The 17441-nt window shown below is 59.8% G+C and carries 15 protein-coding genes and 1 pseudogene; 12 read left to right on the forward strand and 4 right to left on the reverse strand.

The window, feature by feature from the left end:
* The first annotated feature begins 498 nt into the window (after window positions 1-498).
* The 5 genes from M0D69_RS25550 to M0D69_RS25570 all read left to right on the forward strand — a co-directional run bounded on the left by M0D69_RS25550 (window position 499) and on the right by M0D69_RS25570 (window position 6266).
* Entirely contained in the window at window positions 499-1710 is a 1212-nt protein-coding gene (locus M0D69_RS25550; protein ID WP_301784652.1) for a porin, read from the forward strand.
* Window positions 1711-1921: 211 nt separating this feature from the next.
* Window positions 1922-3244 (forward strand): MFS transporter, encoded by a 1323-nt coding sequence (locus tag M0D69_RS25555; RefSeq protein WP_301784653.1) that lies wholly within the window; start codon window positions 1922-1924, stop codon window positions 3242-3244.
* A 27-nt stretch (window positions 3245-3271) separates the two neighbouring features.
* A complete protein-coding gene (locus M0D69_RS25560) occupies window positions 3272-4105 on the forward strand; it encodes a shikimate dehydrogenase (RefSeq protein WP_301784654.1) in 834 nt (277 codons plus the stop codon).
* Between the two features lie 12 nt (window positions 4106-4117).
* Window positions 4118-4573 carry a type II 3-dehydroquinate dehydratase gene (gene aroQ / locus M0D69_RS25565; RefSeq protein ID WP_301784655.1) on the forward strand — a complete coding sequence of 152 codons (456 nt, stop codon included), beginning with the start codon at window positions 4118-4120 and terminating at the stop codon, window positions 4571-4573.
* A gap of 151 nt (window positions 4574-4724) precedes the next feature.
* Entirely contained in the window at window positions 4725-6266 is a 1542-nt protein-coding gene (locus M0D69_RS25570) for a methyl-accepting chemotaxis protein (RefSeq protein ID WP_301784715.1), read from the forward strand.
* Window positions 6267-6339: 73 nt separating this feature from the next.
* Here the strand turns inward: M0D69_RS25570 and M0D69_RS25575 are convergent, their stop codons facing one another.
* Window positions 6340-7305 (reverse strand): helix-turn-helix domain-containing protein, encoded by a 966-nt coding sequence (locus tag M0D69_RS25575; RefSeq protein WP_301784656.1) that lies wholly within the window; start codon window positions 7303-7305, stop codon window positions 6340-6342.
* A 95-nt stretch (window positions 7306-7400) separates the two neighbouring features.
* Between M0D69_RS25575 and M0D69_RS25580 the strand changes: the two genes are divergently transcribed.
* Entirely contained in the window at window positions 7401-8648 is a 1248-nt protein-coding gene (locus M0D69_RS25580; protein ID WP_301784657.1) for a DUF1479 domain-containing protein, read from the forward strand.
* Here M0D69_RS25580 and M0D69_RS25585 read toward each other — a convergent pair.
* Entirely contained in the window at window positions 8631-9143 is a 513-nt protein-coding gene (locus tag M0D69_RS25585) for a hypothetical protein (protein WP_301784658.1), read from the reverse strand. The genes M0D69_RS25580 and M0D69_RS25585 overlap by 18 nt on opposite strands.
* A gap of 85 nt (window positions 9144-9228) precedes the next feature.
* Here M0D69_RS25585 and M0D69_RS25590 point away from each other — a divergent pair, with 85 nt between their 5' ends.
* From M0D69_RS25590 to M0D69_RS25605, 4 genes and pseudogenes are all read left to right on the forward strand, one after another.
* On the forward strand, window positions 9229-10059 hold the full coding sequence (locus M0D69_RS25590) for an AraC family transcriptional regulator (protein ID WP_301784659.1): 831 nt from the start codon (window positions 9229-9231) through the stop codon (window positions 10057-10059).
* Between the two features lie 228 nt (window positions 10060-10287).
* A pseudogene (locus tag M0D69_RS25595) lies at window positions 10288-11969 on the forward strand (pyrroloquinoline quinone-dependent dehydrogenase).
* Between the two features lie 17 nt (window positions 11970-11986).
* Complete coding sequence (locus M0D69_RS25600; protein ID WP_301784660.1) at window positions 11987-12598, forward strand: cytochrome c; 612 nt, start codon at window positions 11987-11989, stop codon at window positions 12596-12598.
* Window positions 12599-12655: 57 nt separating this feature from the next.
* Window positions 12656-13303, forward strand: a complete 648-nt coding sequence (locus tag M0D69_RS25605; RefSeq protein ID WP_301784661.1) for an ankyrin repeat domain-containing protein — start codon at window positions 12656-12658, stop codon at window positions 13301-13303.
* A 29-nt stretch (window positions 13304-13332) separates the two neighbouring features.
* Here the strand turns inward: M0D69_RS25605 and M0D69_RS25610 are convergent, their stop codons facing one another.
* Both M0D69_RS25610 and M0D69_RS25615 read right to left on the reverse strand, forming a co-directional pair.
* Window positions 13333-14505, reverse strand: a complete 1173-nt coding sequence (locus M0D69_RS25610) for a YncE family protein (protein ID WP_301784662.1) — start codon at window positions 14503-14505, stop codon at window positions 13333-13335.
* Window positions 14506-14560: 55 nt separating this feature from the next.
* Window positions 14561-15376, reverse strand: coding sequence for a creatininase family protein (locus tag M0D69_RS25615; protein WP_301784663.1), 816 nt, complete (start codon window positions 15374-15376; stop codon window positions 14561-14563).
* Window positions 15377-15826: 450 nt separating this feature from the next.
* Here M0D69_RS25615 and M0D69_RS25620 point away from each other — a divergent pair, with 450 nt between their 5' ends.
* Window positions 15827-16660: a transporter substrate-binding domain-containing protein gene (locus M0D69_RS25620; RefSeq protein ID WP_301784664.1), complete on the forward strand. Its 834-nt coding sequence runs from the start codon at window positions 15827-15829 to the stop codon at window positions 16658-16660.
* 54 nt (window positions 16661-16714) lie between these two features.
* Window positions 16715-17440: an amino acid ABC transporter permease gene (locus M0D69_RS25625; RefSeq protein ID WP_301784665.1), complete on the forward strand. Its 726-nt coding sequence runs from the start codon at window positions 16715-16717 to the stop codon at window positions 17438-17440.
* The last annotated feature ends 1 nt before the right edge of the window (window position 17441 follow it).

The raw sequence follows: 17441 nt of genomic DNA on the forward strand, positions 1-17441 counted from the left end.
GTGATAAAAAATACAGCTAACTCACGCAGACCACTAAGGCCGAAAGCAGCAACCCGGCATCAACCCCGACCACTAACCCTGAAAGCACGAACCCAGCATCCCCCAGCTACACGACCAGTCGATCGCGTTCGCCCGGTGTAGCGCCACACCGACAAAGGCAGCATGTCCAGATAAGTGCAAACCCCAATAATGCGCGATTATCGAACGAATGCGTTCGATAATCGATTTCTTTCAGTAGCAAGACATTGCCCTTGATCGAACATGACATTATTGTGTGGATATGCTGATCCAATAAGCCAAGCGCGGCATGCTCCGTCAGTACGAAGCTTTATTTTCGGCTGAAAAATTCCGGCAGTAGCAGAACCGTTCCGACCGTCATCAAGAAGTAGCGTAACAGGTTAGGAAAGCTGATTAATGAATGTTGCAAGTGTTTCCCGGGTTCATCCAGGTAACCGGCTGTAACAACGACCCCACGAAAAATCGAAGGAGGAGATGCAGATGAAGCAGTCCAGACAGGCAGGAGCCGCGGTCGTCATCACGGTAGCAATGGCTACGTCCGCGCATGCGCAGACCAGCGTAACGTTGTACGGCATCGTCGATAACTCGCTGACTTATCAAAGCAGCCAGACGACCCTCGGTTCTACCAAGGGTGGTCGTTCGAACATCAAGATGTCGTCGGGCGTATGGGCAGGCAGCCGCTTCGGCCTGAAGGGCGCCGAGGATCTCGGCGGCGGCACCAAGGCGATCTTCCAACTGGAGTCGGGCTTCAACAGCGCTACCGGCGCACAGCAGTACACCAATGCGGAATTCGGCCGGCAAGCATGGGTGGGTATGACGAACCCCACATACGGAACGTTTACGGCCGGACGCCAGTACACGTCTTACTATTCGCTGCTCTCGCCGTATAGCCCGACCACCTGGCTCACCGGCTTCTACGGCGCGCATCCGGGCGACGTCGACGGACTGGACACCATCTATCGCGCGAATAACTCACTGGTATATACGTCGCCCAAGCTGTATGGCATCACGTTCAGTGGCTCGTATTCGTTCGCGGGCGTGCCGGGCAGCGTGAACCAGGGTTCGACGTGGAGTGGCGCAGTCCAGTACACCAACGGTCCGTTCGGGATCGCGGCGGGCATCACGCGCCTCAACAACTCGACTCCGGGCGGCGGCGCATTCGGCACGGATTCGACCACGAACTCAGCCGGACAGTCGGGGGTGTCGGCCGTGACCAACGGCTACCAGACGGCGCAGGCACAACAGCGTTTCGCCATCGGCACGGGTTATGCGTTCAATAGTTCGTGGGACGTGTCGGCGACCTACTCGAACGTGCAGTACATCCCCGGTATTCACTCGCTGTACCGCGACACCGCGATCTTCAACACGGCCGGCGCGGTGCTTCACTGGCACGCTTTGAGCACGCTCGATCTTGCGACGGGATATAGCTATACCCGCGCGACGAAAGCAAACGGCATCGACAGCGTCGCTCAGTATCATCAGTTCAACTTGTCCCAGTATTACTCGTTATCGAAACGAACCGGCCTGTATGCGTTGCAGGCGTTCCAGCGCGCGAAGGGCAAGACGCTCGGCACGGCGGGCTCATCGAGCATCATCAATGCGACCGCTACATTGGGCGACGGCTTCCAGTCGGCTCCGTCGTCGTCGCAAAGCCAGTTCGCAGCCGGCGTTGGCATCATCCACCGGTTCTGAGGACCGGGTGTACGGCGGGCTCGCCGCTCGCCACACGTAGCGTTGCAGTGGTAGCGCATACACGGCCCGCCTGGGTGAATACCCGGGTTGGCCGCAGCACAATTCAGCGTAGACCGTCGGTTATACGCTAGGATCGCCACCCCCAATAACATCGCTCGCTGACCAGGTTCGCAGGGCGGGAATATCATCACTTTGAGTCAGGAGACGCCTCATGCAAGAAGTTCATAACTCCCCGGCGGTGCACACCGGCGCGGCGGTCCGCACGCGCTCGCGTACGCGGTTCGTGATCCTCGCGCTGCTCGCCGTGGGCACAATGATCAACTATCTGGACCGCACGGTCCTGGGCATCGCGGCACCGACGATGACCAAGGAACTCGGCATCGACGCGGCCGTGATGGGGATCGTCTTCTCGGCGTTCTCATGGACCTATGCGCTGGCCCAGATTCCAGGCGGCATCTTTCTCGATCGTTTCGGCAGCAAGGTTACGTACTTCCTTGCATTGACGTTCTGGTCGCTCTTTACGTTGTTTCAGGGTTTCGCCGTAGGCCTCAAGTCATTGCTGCTGTTTCGCTTTGGCCTGGGTGTCAGCGAGGCGCCCTGTTTCCCGGTCAACAGCCGTGTGGTCGCCACGTGGTTTCCGCAACACGAGCGCGCCCGGGCGACAGGTATCTATACGGTGGGCGAATACCTCGGCCTCGCGTGTTTTGCGCCGGCGCTGTTCTGGATCATGGGGAACTTCGGCTGGCGTGCGTTGTTCCTGGTGGTCGGTGTTGTCGGCATTGTGTTCGGGCTTGTGTGGTGGATCTTCTATCGCGAACCGCATGACTCGAAGACGGTTAATCAGGCGGAGCTCGATTACATCTCCGCAGGCGGCGGGCTCGAGCCGCCCGGCGGCCAGCAGACGCTGGCGTTCTCGTGGAGCAGCGTCGGCAAGTTGCTCAAGCGCCGCCAGATCGCAGGCGCATGTCTCGGCCAGTTTGCAGGCAATACCACGCTGGTCTTCTTCCTCACCTGGTTTCCGACCTATCTTGCAACCGAGCGCCACATGGGCTGGATCAAGGTTGGTTTCTTCGCCGTGATGCCGTTTCTGGCGGCGGCGATCGGCGTGATGTTCGGCGGCTGGGTGTCCGATCTCCTGCTCAAGCGGACCGGCTCGGCCAACATTGCGCGCAAGCTGCCGATCATCTTCGGCTTGCTGGGGGCGTCTACCATCATCTCCGCGAACTTCGTCAGCAGCGACGTCATGGTCATCGCCATTCTCTCGTTCGCGTTCTTCGGACAAGGCATGGTCGGGCTCGGCTGGACGCTGATCTCGGACATCGCGCCGAAGAACCTGATGGGGCTCACCGGCGGTATCTTCAACTTTTGCGCGAACCTGGCCGGCATTGTGACGCCGCTGGTGATCGGCGTCATCGTGGCGAAGACCGGCTCGTTTTTCTACGCGCTGGCCTACGTCGGAGCGGCTGCGCTGGTGGGTGCGTTGTCGTATGTGTTTATCGTCGGCGATGTACGTCGCGTCGAGTTGGCGGACTGAGCGCCGAACTTTTTGAGGCACGCAGCCATGATTAGCGGAAAAACCACGCTGATTGCCCACATCGGTTATCCGACGGAGGCATTCAAAGCGCCCATGATCTACAACCCCTGGTTCGAACAGAACGGTATCGACGCGGTAGTGATGCCGATGGGCGTGAAGGCCGAGGACTACGCGAGCGTCTTGCCGTCCCTGTTCAGGCTCACCAACATTCGCGGCGCGCTGGTGACCATGCCGCATAAGGTGATGACCACGAGTCTCGTCGATGAACTGACGCCCACGGCCCGCATTGCCGGTGCGTGCAATGCGATTCTCCTGCGCCCCGACGGCACGCTGCTCGGCGATCAGTTCGACGGCGCGGGTTTCACGCGAGGCGTCGAACGCAAGGGCAGGCCGCTCAAGGGTGCGCGTGCGTTCGTGCTCGGCAGCGGTGGCGTGGGCTCTGCGATCGCGGCGTCGCTTGCGGCAGCGGGCGTAGCAGGGCTCGCACTCTTCGATACCAACACCGCAGCGGTCGAGGCGCTTGCCGGCCGCTTGCGTGAGCATTATCCGCAGCTTGTGGTCACGACGGGCTCCAGGGATCCGGCAGGCTACGACGTGGTCGTCAACGCCACGCCGCTCGGCATGAACGACGGTGATCCGCTGCCGTTCGACATCGACCGTATTTCGCCTGCCACGTTCGTTGGCGAAGTCGTCATGAAAGCCGAATACACCCCGTTGTTGCGCGCGGCCAGGGAGAAGGGCTGTGCGGTGCAGGTCGGCACCGACATGCTCTTCGAAATGATTCCGGCGTACCTCGAGTTCTTTGGTTTCGGCACGGCTACGCCCGAGCAATTGCGCGCGGTTGCGCAGATCAAATATTGATGAGGTGATGCCATGAAAAAGGTGCTCGTTCTCAACGGACCCAATCTCAACCTGCTAGGCCAGCGCGAGCCCGCGCAGTATGGCACCGACACGCTCGCCACCGTCGAGACGCTGTGCAAGGAAGCCGGCGAGCGGCTAGGTGTGGAGGTGGAGTGCCGGCAGTCGAATCATGAGGGTGTACTCATCGACTGGATTCACGAGGCTGGCCGGGAGATGGCAGCGGGTAACATGCTGGGTGTTGTGATGAACCCGGGTGCCTTCACGCACACATCGATTGCCCTTCACGACGCCATCAAGGGCGCGAGCGTCACGCTGATCGAGCTCCATATCTCCAACGTTCACGCGCGGGAATCGTTTCGTCACCACTCGTATATTTCGCCGGTGGCGCGCGGGATTATCGTCGGCCTGGGCGTCAAGGGTTATGCCCTTGCCATCGATGCGCTCGTGCAGGTGTCGCAGGCTACGTAAGCGGTCGTAATTGTTAAAGAAGGGCTGAAACGGGAGGCCTGTTTTTTAATCAGTCAGACGAAAAGGAAACCTAACGGTTAATTTCGGCGGGCCGATATATGAGTTGTTGCGTTCACTTCGACAAGGATGCGCCGTGCGCGCTTCAACACCCATGAAAGTATCGACCAAACTGCTCTTACTTGTTATTACAGCGCTGGCGGGCGTCGTCTGCATAGCTGCGATCGCGCTGTCGCAACTCGACCGTACGCTCATCGAAAGCCGTCAAGCGCAAATTTTCATACTGCTGGACAAGGCAGAACATCTTACGTTGTACTACCAGTCGCTCGAAGCCAGCGGCAAGATGAGTCGCGACGACGCGCAGTCCGCCGCTAAAATGGCACTCAGCCAGTTGAATGCAAATAGCAAAAGTTACTATTGGGTAACCAACACCGACAGTATTAACCTCGTTCATCCGAACGCAAAGCTGATCGGTACCAAGGCGGGTGGCAACAAGACCAAGGACGGCAATCTGACCGATACGCAGGCGTATCAGCAAGGTCTCGCGAACAACCATATCGCGCTGGTGGATGTGCTGATCAAGCGTTCGCAAGACGGTCCGCTCGAAGCGAAGTTGCAAGGCGTGGTCGCGATTCCGGTGTGGGGTTGGTGGATTGGCACAGGCTTCTTCTACGACGACATCAATACCGCCTACTGGAAGCTCGCCAAGACACTGGTCGGTATCGCAATTGCGATCTTCCTGGCCGTCGGCGCCATGGCCTGGTTCATGACGCGCAGCGTAACTCGTGCGCTGGGTGGCGAGCCGGCGGACGCAGCAGCATTTGCCGCGCAAATCGCGGCGGGCAACCTGGGCGCTAATATCAAGCTCGCGCCGTCGGACCGCTCGAGCCTGCTGTTTGCGTTGAGCGAAATGCGTCTGAAGCTGCGCGATCTTGTGCAGGGTATTCAGCGTTCGAGCGATTCGATTGCGACCGGCTCCGGTGAAATTGCGCAAGGCAACATCGACCTGTCGCAACGCACGGAAGAACAGGCGGCATCTTTGCAGGAGACCGCTGCGAGCATGGAGCAATTGACCGCGACGGTGAAGCAGAACGCGGACAGCGCGCGTCAGGCGAGCCAGCTCGCCACGCTTGCATCGGATGCAACCGAACGCGGCGGTAGCGCGGTGGATGAAGTGATCGGCACGATGCAAAACATTGCTGAGGAGTCGCGGAAGATCGGCCAGATTATCAGCGTGATCGAAGGCATCGCATTTCAGACCAATATTCTTGCGCTGAACGCAGCGGTCGAAGCGGCGCGCGCCGGCGACGAGGGTCGCGGCTTCGCGGTCGTCGCCGGTGAAGTGCGGACACTGGCGCAGCGCAGCGCGTCTGCGGCGAAGGACATCAAGGAACTGATCGGATCGTCGGTAGCACGCGTCGACGACGGCACGGGTCAGGTCGCGGTTGCTGGCGAACGGATGCGAGAGATTGTGCAGTCGATCAAGCGCGTCAGCGACATCATGGGGGAGATTGCAGCGGCATCGATCGAGCAGAGCACCGGCATAGAACAGGTCAACCGCGCGGTGTCGCAGATGGACGAAACCACGCAACAGAATGCGGCACTTGTCGAAGAGGCGGCGGCAGCCGCGGCTTCGCTGGACGAACAGGCTGGAAGGCTGCGCGCGACGGTGGGGGTGTTCCGGTTGGAGGGCTAATTACGCAGTGGAACAAGTTGCAGTGCAGACGTGAAAAATCAGGCCACCTTCTTTCTGCCGCGGTTCGCCGGGTTCAGTCTTCAGCCTCAGAACGCATTAGCCTTCCAGCTCCACGTCGAAGCGATGGTGAACGTTCAGTCAGTGGTGGAGAGAAGACCTCATCCGGTGCGCTTCCCGACGCGAACTGCCTGCGATACGCGGCGGGCGTCGTCCCCTTCATTGCCTTGAACTGCCGATTGAAGTTTGCAATGTTTCCAAAACCGGACCGCGCCGCGATTATAGAAACGGGTAATGCCGTATCGGCAAGCATCCGGCACGCGTGGCCCATCCTGACACGGGTGATGTATCGGCCCACGCTCTCGCCGATGTGCTGAGCAAAATAACGCGTGAGTGTACGCTCCGACAGGTTTGCGGCCGCGCAAAGCTCAGGCAGCCGCAGCGGCTCGGCGAACCGTGCGTCGATCATCGACAGCACACGGTTGATCCGTTCAGGTTCATGCCCCGATGGCCCCTCGGTCCTTGCATTGAATGCGCTGGGCGATGCAAGTGGAACTCCGGGCGCATCGGCGAGGAGGCACAGGATATCGAGCGTCGCGGCAAGACGCTCACGCGGCTCGCTCGAAAGCAGGTCGCCCGCGCGCAATCGCATGGCCGCTCCCGCGTCCTGTCCGAATGCCAGACCACAGGCCGCCCTGCGCAGCAGCCGGTGCAGCGCTTCATATTCCGGACAACAATCCGCGAGCCGACGCGCCCAGTCGCCATCAAACCAGATCACGATCGCCACCTGTGGTGACGATGAATCGATCGAGCGGTTCGACGCCCACGTATGCGGAAGATCTGGCGGAACCAGTACGAGATCCTCTACCTCGTAGTCCACGACCGAATCGCCGATGTACCGCTTTCCCTGACTGTTCATGGTCAGGGTCAACTCATATTCCCGGTGATGATGCCACTCAAACGGAATGCGTGGCAGGCGCCTGTGATAGATGCGGACTGAACATTTGTCGCCGAACTCGACGTATTCATAGATGGGTTTCATGGCCGAAATTGCGAAATAGTTGTCTGTATAGTATCACTGCTCCGCGTACACACGGCCTATGCTGCTGTGGTAGTAAAACGCAAACGGAGACAGACATGGCAGCACTGCAAATTGATGATCTGCCCGCCGCTATCCGGCAGGCAAAACGCGAGCTCCGCGAGAGATTGCCTAACTATCGCGAGGTATTCGCTGAAGTCGAAAAAGCGATCAGTGAAGAAGCGCGGCTTATCGCTGGGAGACGCGATCGAGGCGAAGCCGTCATTCCCGAGATCCAGTTTTCCGACATCGCCGAACAGCGCGTCGGGCCGGCGCAGATCGAACTCGTGAAGGCGCGCGGGGCATGCGTGATCCGCAATGTATTCGACCGTAAGCTCGTCGAAGGTTGGGACCGGGAGATTGCCGACTATGTAGAGCATAACGATCTCGACAGGCGTCTGCAGCATCGCGCGGAGGACAAATATTTCGGCGAACTCCAGTCGAGCAAACCACAGATCTACGGCATCTACTGGTCCAGGCCGCAGGTGCTGGCCCGGCAGGCACCATCGCTCACGGCCGCGCGCGTGTTCCTGAACCGGCTGTGGCGCAACGAAAGCGAGGGTCGCGTGCACTTCGATCCTGACCGCGTGCCGGTCTATGCCGACCGTCTGCGTCGCCGGCCGCCCGGCTCGGCATCGCTCGGTCTGTCCGCGCACTGCGATGGTGGCTCCGTCGAACGCTGGATCGAAAGCAACTTTCGTAAGGTGTACCGACATGTGTTCGACGGCAACTGGCGACGCTACGATGCGTTCGACGCCGCGTTCCGGCCGGACGTGCTGGAGATTGCGTCGCCGGCGGTGTGTTCCATGTTTCGTACATTCCAGGGCTGGACGGCGCTGACTCCCCAAGGGCCAGGCGACGGCACGTTGCAACTCGTTCCGATTGCCAACTCGATGGTTTATATCCTGCTGCGCGCCCTTCAGGACGATGTCGCCGAAGATGACCTTTGTGGCGCAATGCCCGGACGCGCGTTGTCGATCAAGCCGGAATGGCATGGACCCTTATTCGACGCACTGTCACCTATACCGAAGATGGAAGCCGGCGACACAGTGTTCTGGCACAGCGATGTGATCCACGCGGTAGAAGACGCACACCGTGGCACTGGGTACAGCAACGTGATGTATATCGCGTCGGCGCCGGCGTGTGCCAAGAACAATGAGTATCTGGAGCGTCAATTACCCGCCTTTCTTGAAGGGAAAAGTCCGCCCGACTTCCCGTCTGACCACTTCGAAGTCGATTTCGTCGGACGGGCTACCACCGACGACCTGACGCCGCTGGGTAGAGCCCAACTAGGTCTCGATCTGTAAGCGGCGCGCAGAAAAATCTGCGTCGATGCGCCACGTCTTCCCCTGATCCTGGGAACGTTCGCCAATCCAGCGAAAGGAGTCAGGCGTGATTTCCGTGAAGCTCCAACGCACGGCGTCGCCTGCGCTGTTGTGGCCTTCCTGGACGATGTCGTTACCCGAAGCGCGGCCCAACTGCCGCGAATAATACTGGCGGAGCGGGTCGCTCCACAGGATGTGCCAGGCGTCCAGAGCAGGGTCGTAGACTCGCAGCGTCGTGCCGTGGAAGATCCCCGGAAGAATCCATACATCCTGGATCGCGCGGCCATCGAGAACCCAACCGAAATGAATTTCGCCGCGACCGGTTTGCGGCGTGCCGTCATCGCCGTAGACGATCGTGTCCATCTCCCAGCGGCCGCCGCGGTCAATCAACCAGCCGTAAAGTTTCATTTTTTCGGTGCGATCGGCAGCGGGTTGATTGGTATGAAGAGCAGCAATCAAGGATTGCGATGTCAGCATGATAAGAACTCCGTCAGGCATTGGATTTCCTATCCTAAGCGGCAACGGCTCGCACGGCTTGGGGAAAATTGCTATATCTTTGGATATGGCTCCCACTCCCCATCTCCTTGCAGCAGGTTCCGGATGGCGCGTCCATGACGTCGTCTGCACCGCCAGTTCGCACGACCGGCCTTTCGAAGAGCAGCACGAGGCCCTGTGCATTGCAGCAGTGATGTCGGGCACGTTCCGCTATCGTTCAACTCAAGGGTCGGCCACGCTTGCGCCGGGGGCAGTGCTGCTCGGCAATGAACAAAACTGTTATGAATGCAGCCATGAGCACAGCGCCGGGGACCGCTGCCTCTCCTTTCATTTCACACCTGAGTTCTTCGAGCAAATAATCTCCGCCGTGCCGGGTGCGCGGCGCGTTTCATTCGATGTGCCCAATCTGCCGCCATTACCGGCGTTGATACCCACCGTCGCGGCAGCGGAGGCTGCGCGTGCCGACGGCGACTTTGCCGCGTTTGAAGAGTTGGCGTTGTGTCTGGCCGGCACGGTGTCGACAGCGTTGGCCGGCGCAAAGCGGCTCAGGCGCACACCCAGCCCACGCGATGAACGACGGGTCGCCGCCGTTTTGCACAGGATCGAGCGAGAGTCGCATCAGCCGCTTGCGCTGGCGGATCTCGCGAGTGAAGCCGCAACCAGTCAATATCACTTTCTGCGTCTGTTTTTGCAGGTCGTAGGCGTGACGCCTCACCAGTACCTCATGCGTACGCGATTGCACGAGGCGGCCGTGCGTCTTCGCGGGTCCAACGAGAGCGTCTTGAGCGTGGCGCTGGAGACCGGCTTCAATGACGTGTCGACATTCAATAACCACTTCCGGCGAATCATGGGAATGAGCCCGAGCGCTTATCGTCAACTGAAAGGCGGAGTGGAATAGCGTTCACAGGGTTATTGAAAGAAGTGAATCGATAACGTCGCACCATGTTTTGATCGGTTTAAGCCGCATTCATAAAATCTGGAAAAGCCATTCCGGCTCACCTATTCTTAATCGATGCGGATGACTGAATAATTAGTGCGCCACACAACAAAAAAGAACTATCGGGAGACACGCATGTCCAGATCCCGTACGCCGCTTTTCTCCCTGTTTACCTGCTCCGCACTTGGCATGCTCGCACCGGGCGTAACAGCGCTTGCCGCCGACGAGATACAAGGCGCCGCGACCACTCAAGCGGCATCCATGCCCGACGCACTGCGACCCGTGACACATCAGCAACTCGATTCGGCCGGTGGTAACCAGGCTGCGTGGTTGCAGCCCAACGGCTCCTACACCGAAACGCGGTTCGCGCCCGCCACGCAAATCACTCCGGCAAACGTGTCGAAACTGAGGCCGGCATTCGTGTTTCAGACGGCCGTGATGGAATCGATGGAAACGGCGCCCATCGTGTCGAACGGCGTGATGTTCCTCACCACGTCGTATAACCACGTCTATGCCATCGACGCCGTGACCGGCAAGGAATACTGGCATTACAAACACAAGATGGGCTCCGTCACGACCTATTGCTGCGGGCCGAATAACCGCGGTGTCGCGATCTTCGGCGATCGCTTGTACATGGGCACGCTCGACTCCAAACTCGTCGCACTCGATACCAAGACCGGCAAGCTCCTGTGGGAAACCCAGATTGCGGATCCTGAACTTGGCTACTCGGAAACCATGGCGCCAGTCGTGGTCGACGGTAAGGTGCTGATTGGCACGAACGGCGGCGAATACGGCATTCGCGGTTTTGTGAAAGCGTTCGATGCCGACTCGGGTCAACTTTTGTGGACCTTCTACACCATCCCCGATACAGGGCAGGAAGGCATCTGGGCGGAAAACGATGCAGTCGGCCGCAACATGAAGCGCGACGTCGCTAACGAAAAGCAGCAACTGGCGGCGAAGGGCGGGGACTTCTACAAGACGCTCGGCGGCGGTGTCTGGATGACGCCGGCCATCGACCGGAAAGAACATACGGTGTATTTCGTGGTCGGCAATCCTTCGCCTGACCTGTATGGCGCGGTGCGTCCAGGAGACAATCTTTATACGGATTCGCTCGTTGCAATCGATCTCGATACCGGCAAATACAAGTGGCACTACCAATACATCGCCCATGATCTATGGGATCTCGACGCCGCGAGTCCGCCGATCCTCGTCGACGTGCGGGACAAGAGCGGCCGGATGATTCCGGGCATCATCCACGGCGGCAAGACCGGGTTTATCTATGTGCATGACCGTCGTGATGGACACCTGATCCGCTTCTCCGAGGTCATGATTCCGCAAGAGGGTGTATGGACGCTGCCGACGCCAACCGGTGCACGCATGCTGCCGGGCGCGAATGGCGGCGTGGAATGGTCGCCCATGGCCTTCGATCCGAAAACCCGCATGGCATACGCGGCAAACCTGCATCAGCCGATGACGTACCAGGTTGAAGTGTAGCTTATCCGGGCGGCAAGCTGTGGCTTGGCGGCGCCTTCAAGACCATTCCTTCGGAAGAGCAATGGGGCAAGCTGGTCGCAGTCAATATCGATACCGGCAAGATCGCGTGGTCCTATAAGACCGCGCAGCCGTTGATCGGCGGTGTGCTGGCAACCGCTGGCGGTCTCGTCTTCAACGGCGAAGGCAACGGGCTGTTCCGAGCCTTCGACGCAGCCACAGGCAAGAAACTCTGGGAGTTCCAGTGCGGTGCGGGTGTCAACGCTCCGGCTGTCTCCTACACCGTTCGCGGCAAGCAATACATCGCGGTCGCGGCAGGCGGCAATACGCAACTCGACTTCAAGCGCGGCAACAGCGTGCTTGTGTTCGCGTTGCCTTAGGACGCGGGGACGCGGGGATGCGGGGTCCCAGGCAGCGTCTTCGAGCTGGACAACGGCATGCGCTTGCGTTGAGTGTGTGCGTGAGTTTCTGGGCGCTTCCTGCCGCCGTTCATGCCGACGCCGATGCTGGCAAAACCAAGGCGGCGGTCTGCGTTGCGTGCCACGGTCCGATGGGAAATTCGACCAGTCCGGACTATCCGGTTCTGGCCGGTCAGACGGCGCGTTACCTCTATCTTGAGCTCCGTGATTTCAAGGCTGGACGTCGCAGTGATCCGCGTATGAGCCCGATGGCGGCTAACCTCTCGCCCGAGGACATGCATGACCTCGCCGACTATTTCGCGGCGCAACAGCCGGTGCCGGTTGTTTTCAAGGCCGATCCCATCAAGGTCGACGCCGGCCGCAAGAAGGCCGCCGAAGTCTTGTGCACGATGTGCCATCTCGGTGGTTTCATCGGGCAGAACGAGATGCCGCGGGTGGCTGGGCAGCACTATCAATACATCGTCAAGCAGCTCGAGGATTCCCGCGCGCGCAGGCGTACCAACGACGCTGGCAGCATGACAAGCGTGACAACCGGCCTGTCCGAAGCGGATATCGAGAACCTCGCTAATTGCATTGTCAATCTTCAGTAGGCTGACTTGGTAATTTGACTCAATAAGCCGAGCAAGCTTCTTTTGCGAGTGTGTGAGATGAAGAGAACGTCTGGCTGGCGCACGATTGTTCTTGCGCTCGCCGCTTTCAGCGGCGTCGTTCGGGCGGCCGACTTGAGCGTCAATGAACAATTGCTCGCGGCGGCGCGCAGCAATGATGAAACGGGCGTGACGCGAGCGCTCGACGCAGGCGCCGCTGTTGATTCGCGTAACCGTATCGGCGATACGGCGTTGATCAGCGCCTGCAAGAAGGGCCTGGCGCCGATGGCGCGCGTCCTGATCGATCATGGCGCGAACGTCAGCCAGGCCGACGTGCAGGGCGTGACGCCGCTGATGGCTGCGGCGTTCGGCGGATACAAGGAGATCGTTGCGTGGTTGCTTGCTCATCATGCAGACGTGGCCAGCACGGATCGTGTGGGCAAGACCGCGATCGAATATGCGGCCGGACTTGGACACACCGCCGTGGTCCAGCAACTGCTGGATGCGGGTGTGGATGTGAACACGGTTTATCACAACCATCTGACGGCACTCATGTGGGCGGCCGGCTACGATCAGATACAGACGGTGTCGCTACTGCTTGCACGAGGGGCAAAGCGTGACATGCGTGACGATCGCGGCTTGACGGCGAAAGATATCGCGGACCAGACCGGATCGAAGCAGGCCGCGCTGGTTTTATCGAAACAGTGAGCGCGGCTTGCGTCGCTTCCTCTCACGCGTCAACGCATGTTGCCCGTGTGCCCCAGCGAATAACGCCCGGGTTGCGGCCAGACGGTCAGGCCATGCGGTTCCATGCCGACGGCAATAGACGTGACCGCACCGGTCGATGTGTTGATGGCGTACACCACATCGTCGTAGCGGCCCGAGAGCCACAGCATGGTGCCGTCAGCGCTGACGTTGCCCATGTCCGGGCTGCCGCCGCCTGGAATCGGCCAGGTCGTCAGGACTTTTCGCGTGGCAAAGTCGATGACCGACACACTGCCTTTGCCATGAGGCGCTCCGTGAACGCGGTTCGATCCGCGATTCGAAACATACAAGTGCTTACCGTCGCGGCTCGGATAGAGGCCGTGCGTGCCGACGCCCGTCGGGATGAAACCGATCTTCGTGAAGCTGTCGCCATCGATCAGGTAGACGCCATCGGCCATCATGTCGGCGACGTAAAACACACGGCCGTCGGGCGCTACGCGGATGTCCTGCGGCATGCCCTTCTTGTCGAGTTGCAGATAGCCCACCACCGTCCTATTCACCATATCGATCTTCGCAAGACGTCCGCCGAACTCACAGGTAAAAAGCGCGTATTTTCCGTCGATGGAAAAGTCCGCATGATTGATCCCCTTGCACTGCGGCACGGACAGGCTGGAGGTCAGCGCCATGGTATGCGGGTCGCGAAAGTCGAGCCGCGCATGCGCTTCCGCGACGACAATGGCCTCCTTGCCATCCGGCGTGAAATACATGTTGTACGGGTCGTCGACCATCACAGCGTGGCCGGGCTTGCCCGTCTTCGGGTCGATCGGCGTCAGGCTGCCGTCGGTGCGGCCCTCGGCATTGTTAGCTACCCATAGGGTTTTCAGATCCCATGACGGAACCACGTGCTGCGGGCTCAACCCGACGCGATATTTATCGACAACCTTGAGCGTGGCCGGGTCGATCACATACACATCGTTTGAGCGCAGATTGGGCACGTAGACCCGAGGCAGAGCATCGGCTACCGATGCACTGAGATGGCCCGCACCCGCTTCGCTATAAAGATTGCTGGTGTCGACCACGGGCGGCATGCCGGGCACAGTCGCAACGGCGGGCGCGGCGAAGGCAGCGCTCGTTGACCATAAACCGGCGGCCGCAAAGCTGATCGAAGAGACGAGACGCAAGAGGCGGCGGGCACACGAATGCATGGCAGATCCTGTGATTGATTGAAGCACCAGCTCGACGCCGGCGAGGAAGATAGTGTCAGCGTCCGGCAGTTTCTTTTTTGATCGCATCGATGGTTCGCGACACGATCGCGTCTATGCCGGCTTGTCCGAGTTGCGCGGTCGAGTGCCGCGGATCGCCGCCATAAACGCCAACGGAAGATCCCGGCTTGGGCGCATTCTTCATGTCGTCGAGCCGTACCATTTGCGGTGCCACTGCGAGCAACAGGGAGGTATCGGCGAGCCCGGCGTGCGTGCCGATCTCGTCGTCCCGAACGCCGTGCTCACGAAGGATCTGGTCATACCCCGTGGAACTGGTGCCGTAGTACTCGGCCGGGACGAACGCGCGCGCATCCGAACCCGCCCAGCTCTTGTTGAGCCGTGCAACGACGCGCCGGACGTCGTCCTGATAACCACCGTGATCGCCGAGGAAAACGATGTTGCGAAAGCCGTGGACCTTGAAGCCGTTAGCCGCCGATTCAAGCGTCTTTTCGAATACATCGTCCGGTACGGTGATGGTGCCGGGGAAACGCATGTGCGAAGTCGGGGGCGCGGTGTTGCCTTCGGGCACATACGCGATCACCGGCGCAACGATTGCATTGCCCAGTCCTTCGGCAATGCGTTGCGACAGGATCTTGACCCGCACGTTGTGCTTGCCGAGCGCGACATAAGGACCGGTCTGCTCGGTCCCGCCGATCGGGACGAGGATGGTTGTCTTGCCCGCATGGATCTCGTCGCGCAGCTCGGTCCACGTCAGGTCCTCGAGCTCGACAGTCTTGGGCGGAACCGCCAGGGCGATTTGCGCGACGACGAGAAGAAGGGCGGCGCCGACAGCCTGTCGTAAGGGAAAACGCATAAATGATCCTCGTGGAAAACTCAGATTGGGTCTCGACCCGCGAAGCGTCTTTGCGAGCTCTGACAGGCTCGCGACGCGCAATGCCCTCTAGATTATCTGCATCGTTCGCCGCCGTGAGTGAAAACGCGAGATCGAATTCGCAACGCCAAACCAGCCGTTCGCATCAGCGGCACCCCCCATTGCCACGTGTTTTTTTCTGTGAAAGACTTCGTTCATCTGCTGTGCCGGACATCATTCCGGTATATCAGACAACTGGTTCAGGTGCTCTATCAGGCATCGGCGATCGTTCATGCAAAGAGGGCCGGACCGCGACATCGATTTATGCAGGCCCATGCCGGGGCATGGGAAGGGCGTTGAACCCAGGGGCTTCTCTGGCCGCCGCCGTCTGCCCATAAGCAATCCCTGAGCAATCCCCAAGCGGACATTTTCACTTTCAAGGCTGAGACCCAAATGAGATTTGTCAAAGAAAGCGCACGTATTGCCTGTCTATTCGCGGTGGCTGGTCTGGTGACGCTGGCCGGCTGCACGAAGGTTGCCGCACCGGCCCAGGACGGGGCGACAGAGTCCACTCTGAAGACGGTCTTGCAGCGCGGTACGCTGCGCGTCGGCGACTGTCTGAGCTTCGCTCCCTTCGGTTTCTATAACAAGGATGGTGCGCCCGACGGTTACGACGTCGACCTCGCGAAAGAACTGGCGAAGCAAATGGGTGTGAAGCTCGAGGTTGTCAATACAACGAGCGCCAACCGTATTCCGAACCTGCAAACCAGCAAGGTCGATGTGGTCTTCTGTAATTTCACGCGCAATCTTGAGCGGGCCAAGGAAATCGGCTTCACCAATCCCTACGTCGTGGCCAGCGAAGCGCTGCTCGTCAAGAAGAGCAGCGGCATCAAGTCCGTCAAGGACATGTCCAGCCGCACGATCGCGACGGTAAAGGGATCCACGAACGGCGACGAAGTGCGCGCACTGAACATGCAGGTGAAGATCCAGGAATTCGACAGTTCGCAGGCCGCCATCCTCGCAGTCAAGCAAGGCCAGGCCGACGCGATGATCGAAGACAACAACTTCCTCGCTTATCAGGCGTCGCTCGATCCCGAGTTGACCGTGACCGACGAAGCGCTCGTTCCGCTGGAATACAACGCGTTCGGCGTGAAGGCGGGCGATCAGGTCTGGCTCGATTACCTCAACCTGTTTCTGTTCCAGATCAACGCGTCGAAGATGAACGCCCAGCTCTATAAGAAGTGGTTCGGAGCCGACCCGCGTTTCCCGTTGAATCCGCAGTACTGAAGTGCTGAAGCGCCAGCGCCGGTTGCATCGCGCGAGTCTGAAGATGGAGGAGCAATGAGCTATCAATGGGTGACCCTGTCGGGCTATCTGAACGATTTCGTGCGAGCGGCCTGGCTAACGCTCCAGGTCACGTTGCTGGCCTTCGTCGTCGCGATGCTGCTCGGCTTGCTGGCCGCACTGGCGAGCACGTCGCGGGTCGCGGTGCTGCGTGCGATCGCCAGTTGTTATATCGAGGTGATCCGCAACACGCCTGTGCTGCTGCAGATCTTCATTGTTTTCTTCGGCTTGCCGTCGATGGGCATCACGCTCAATGCATATACCGCGGGTGTCATCGCACTTGGCGTGAATGTCGGCGCGTATTTGGCCGAAGTGTTCAGGGCGGGGATTCAGTCGGTGCCGCGCGGTCAACTGGAGGCGGCTTCCATCCTCGGCCTGGAGCGTTCGCAGATCTTCATTGAAGTGGTTATGCCGCAGGCTGCGCGCGCCGTGTATCCCGCGATCGTCAACAACCTGATCCAGCTTCTGCTCGGGACTTCGCTGCTGTCGGCTATCGCGTTGCCGGAACTGACCGGCATGGCGACCGTCATAAACTCGCGCACGTTGCTGTATATCCAGACGTTTACCGTGACGTTGATTGCCTATCTTGTGCTGAGCAACTTTTTGTCGTGGATCGCCGGGGTGATTGGGGCGCGCTTGTTTCATCCGCCGCTCGTGTTGCCGAAGCGCACGCGTATGCCGTTCCTGATCAGGCGGCGCGTGAGTCCTGGAACCGGAGAGTGAA

Source organism: Caballeronia sp. SEWSISQ10-4 2 (assembly GCF_030464885.1).
Classification (GTDB): domain Bacteria; phylum Pseudomonadota; class Gammaproteobacteria; order Burkholderiales; family Burkholderiaceae; genus Caballeronia.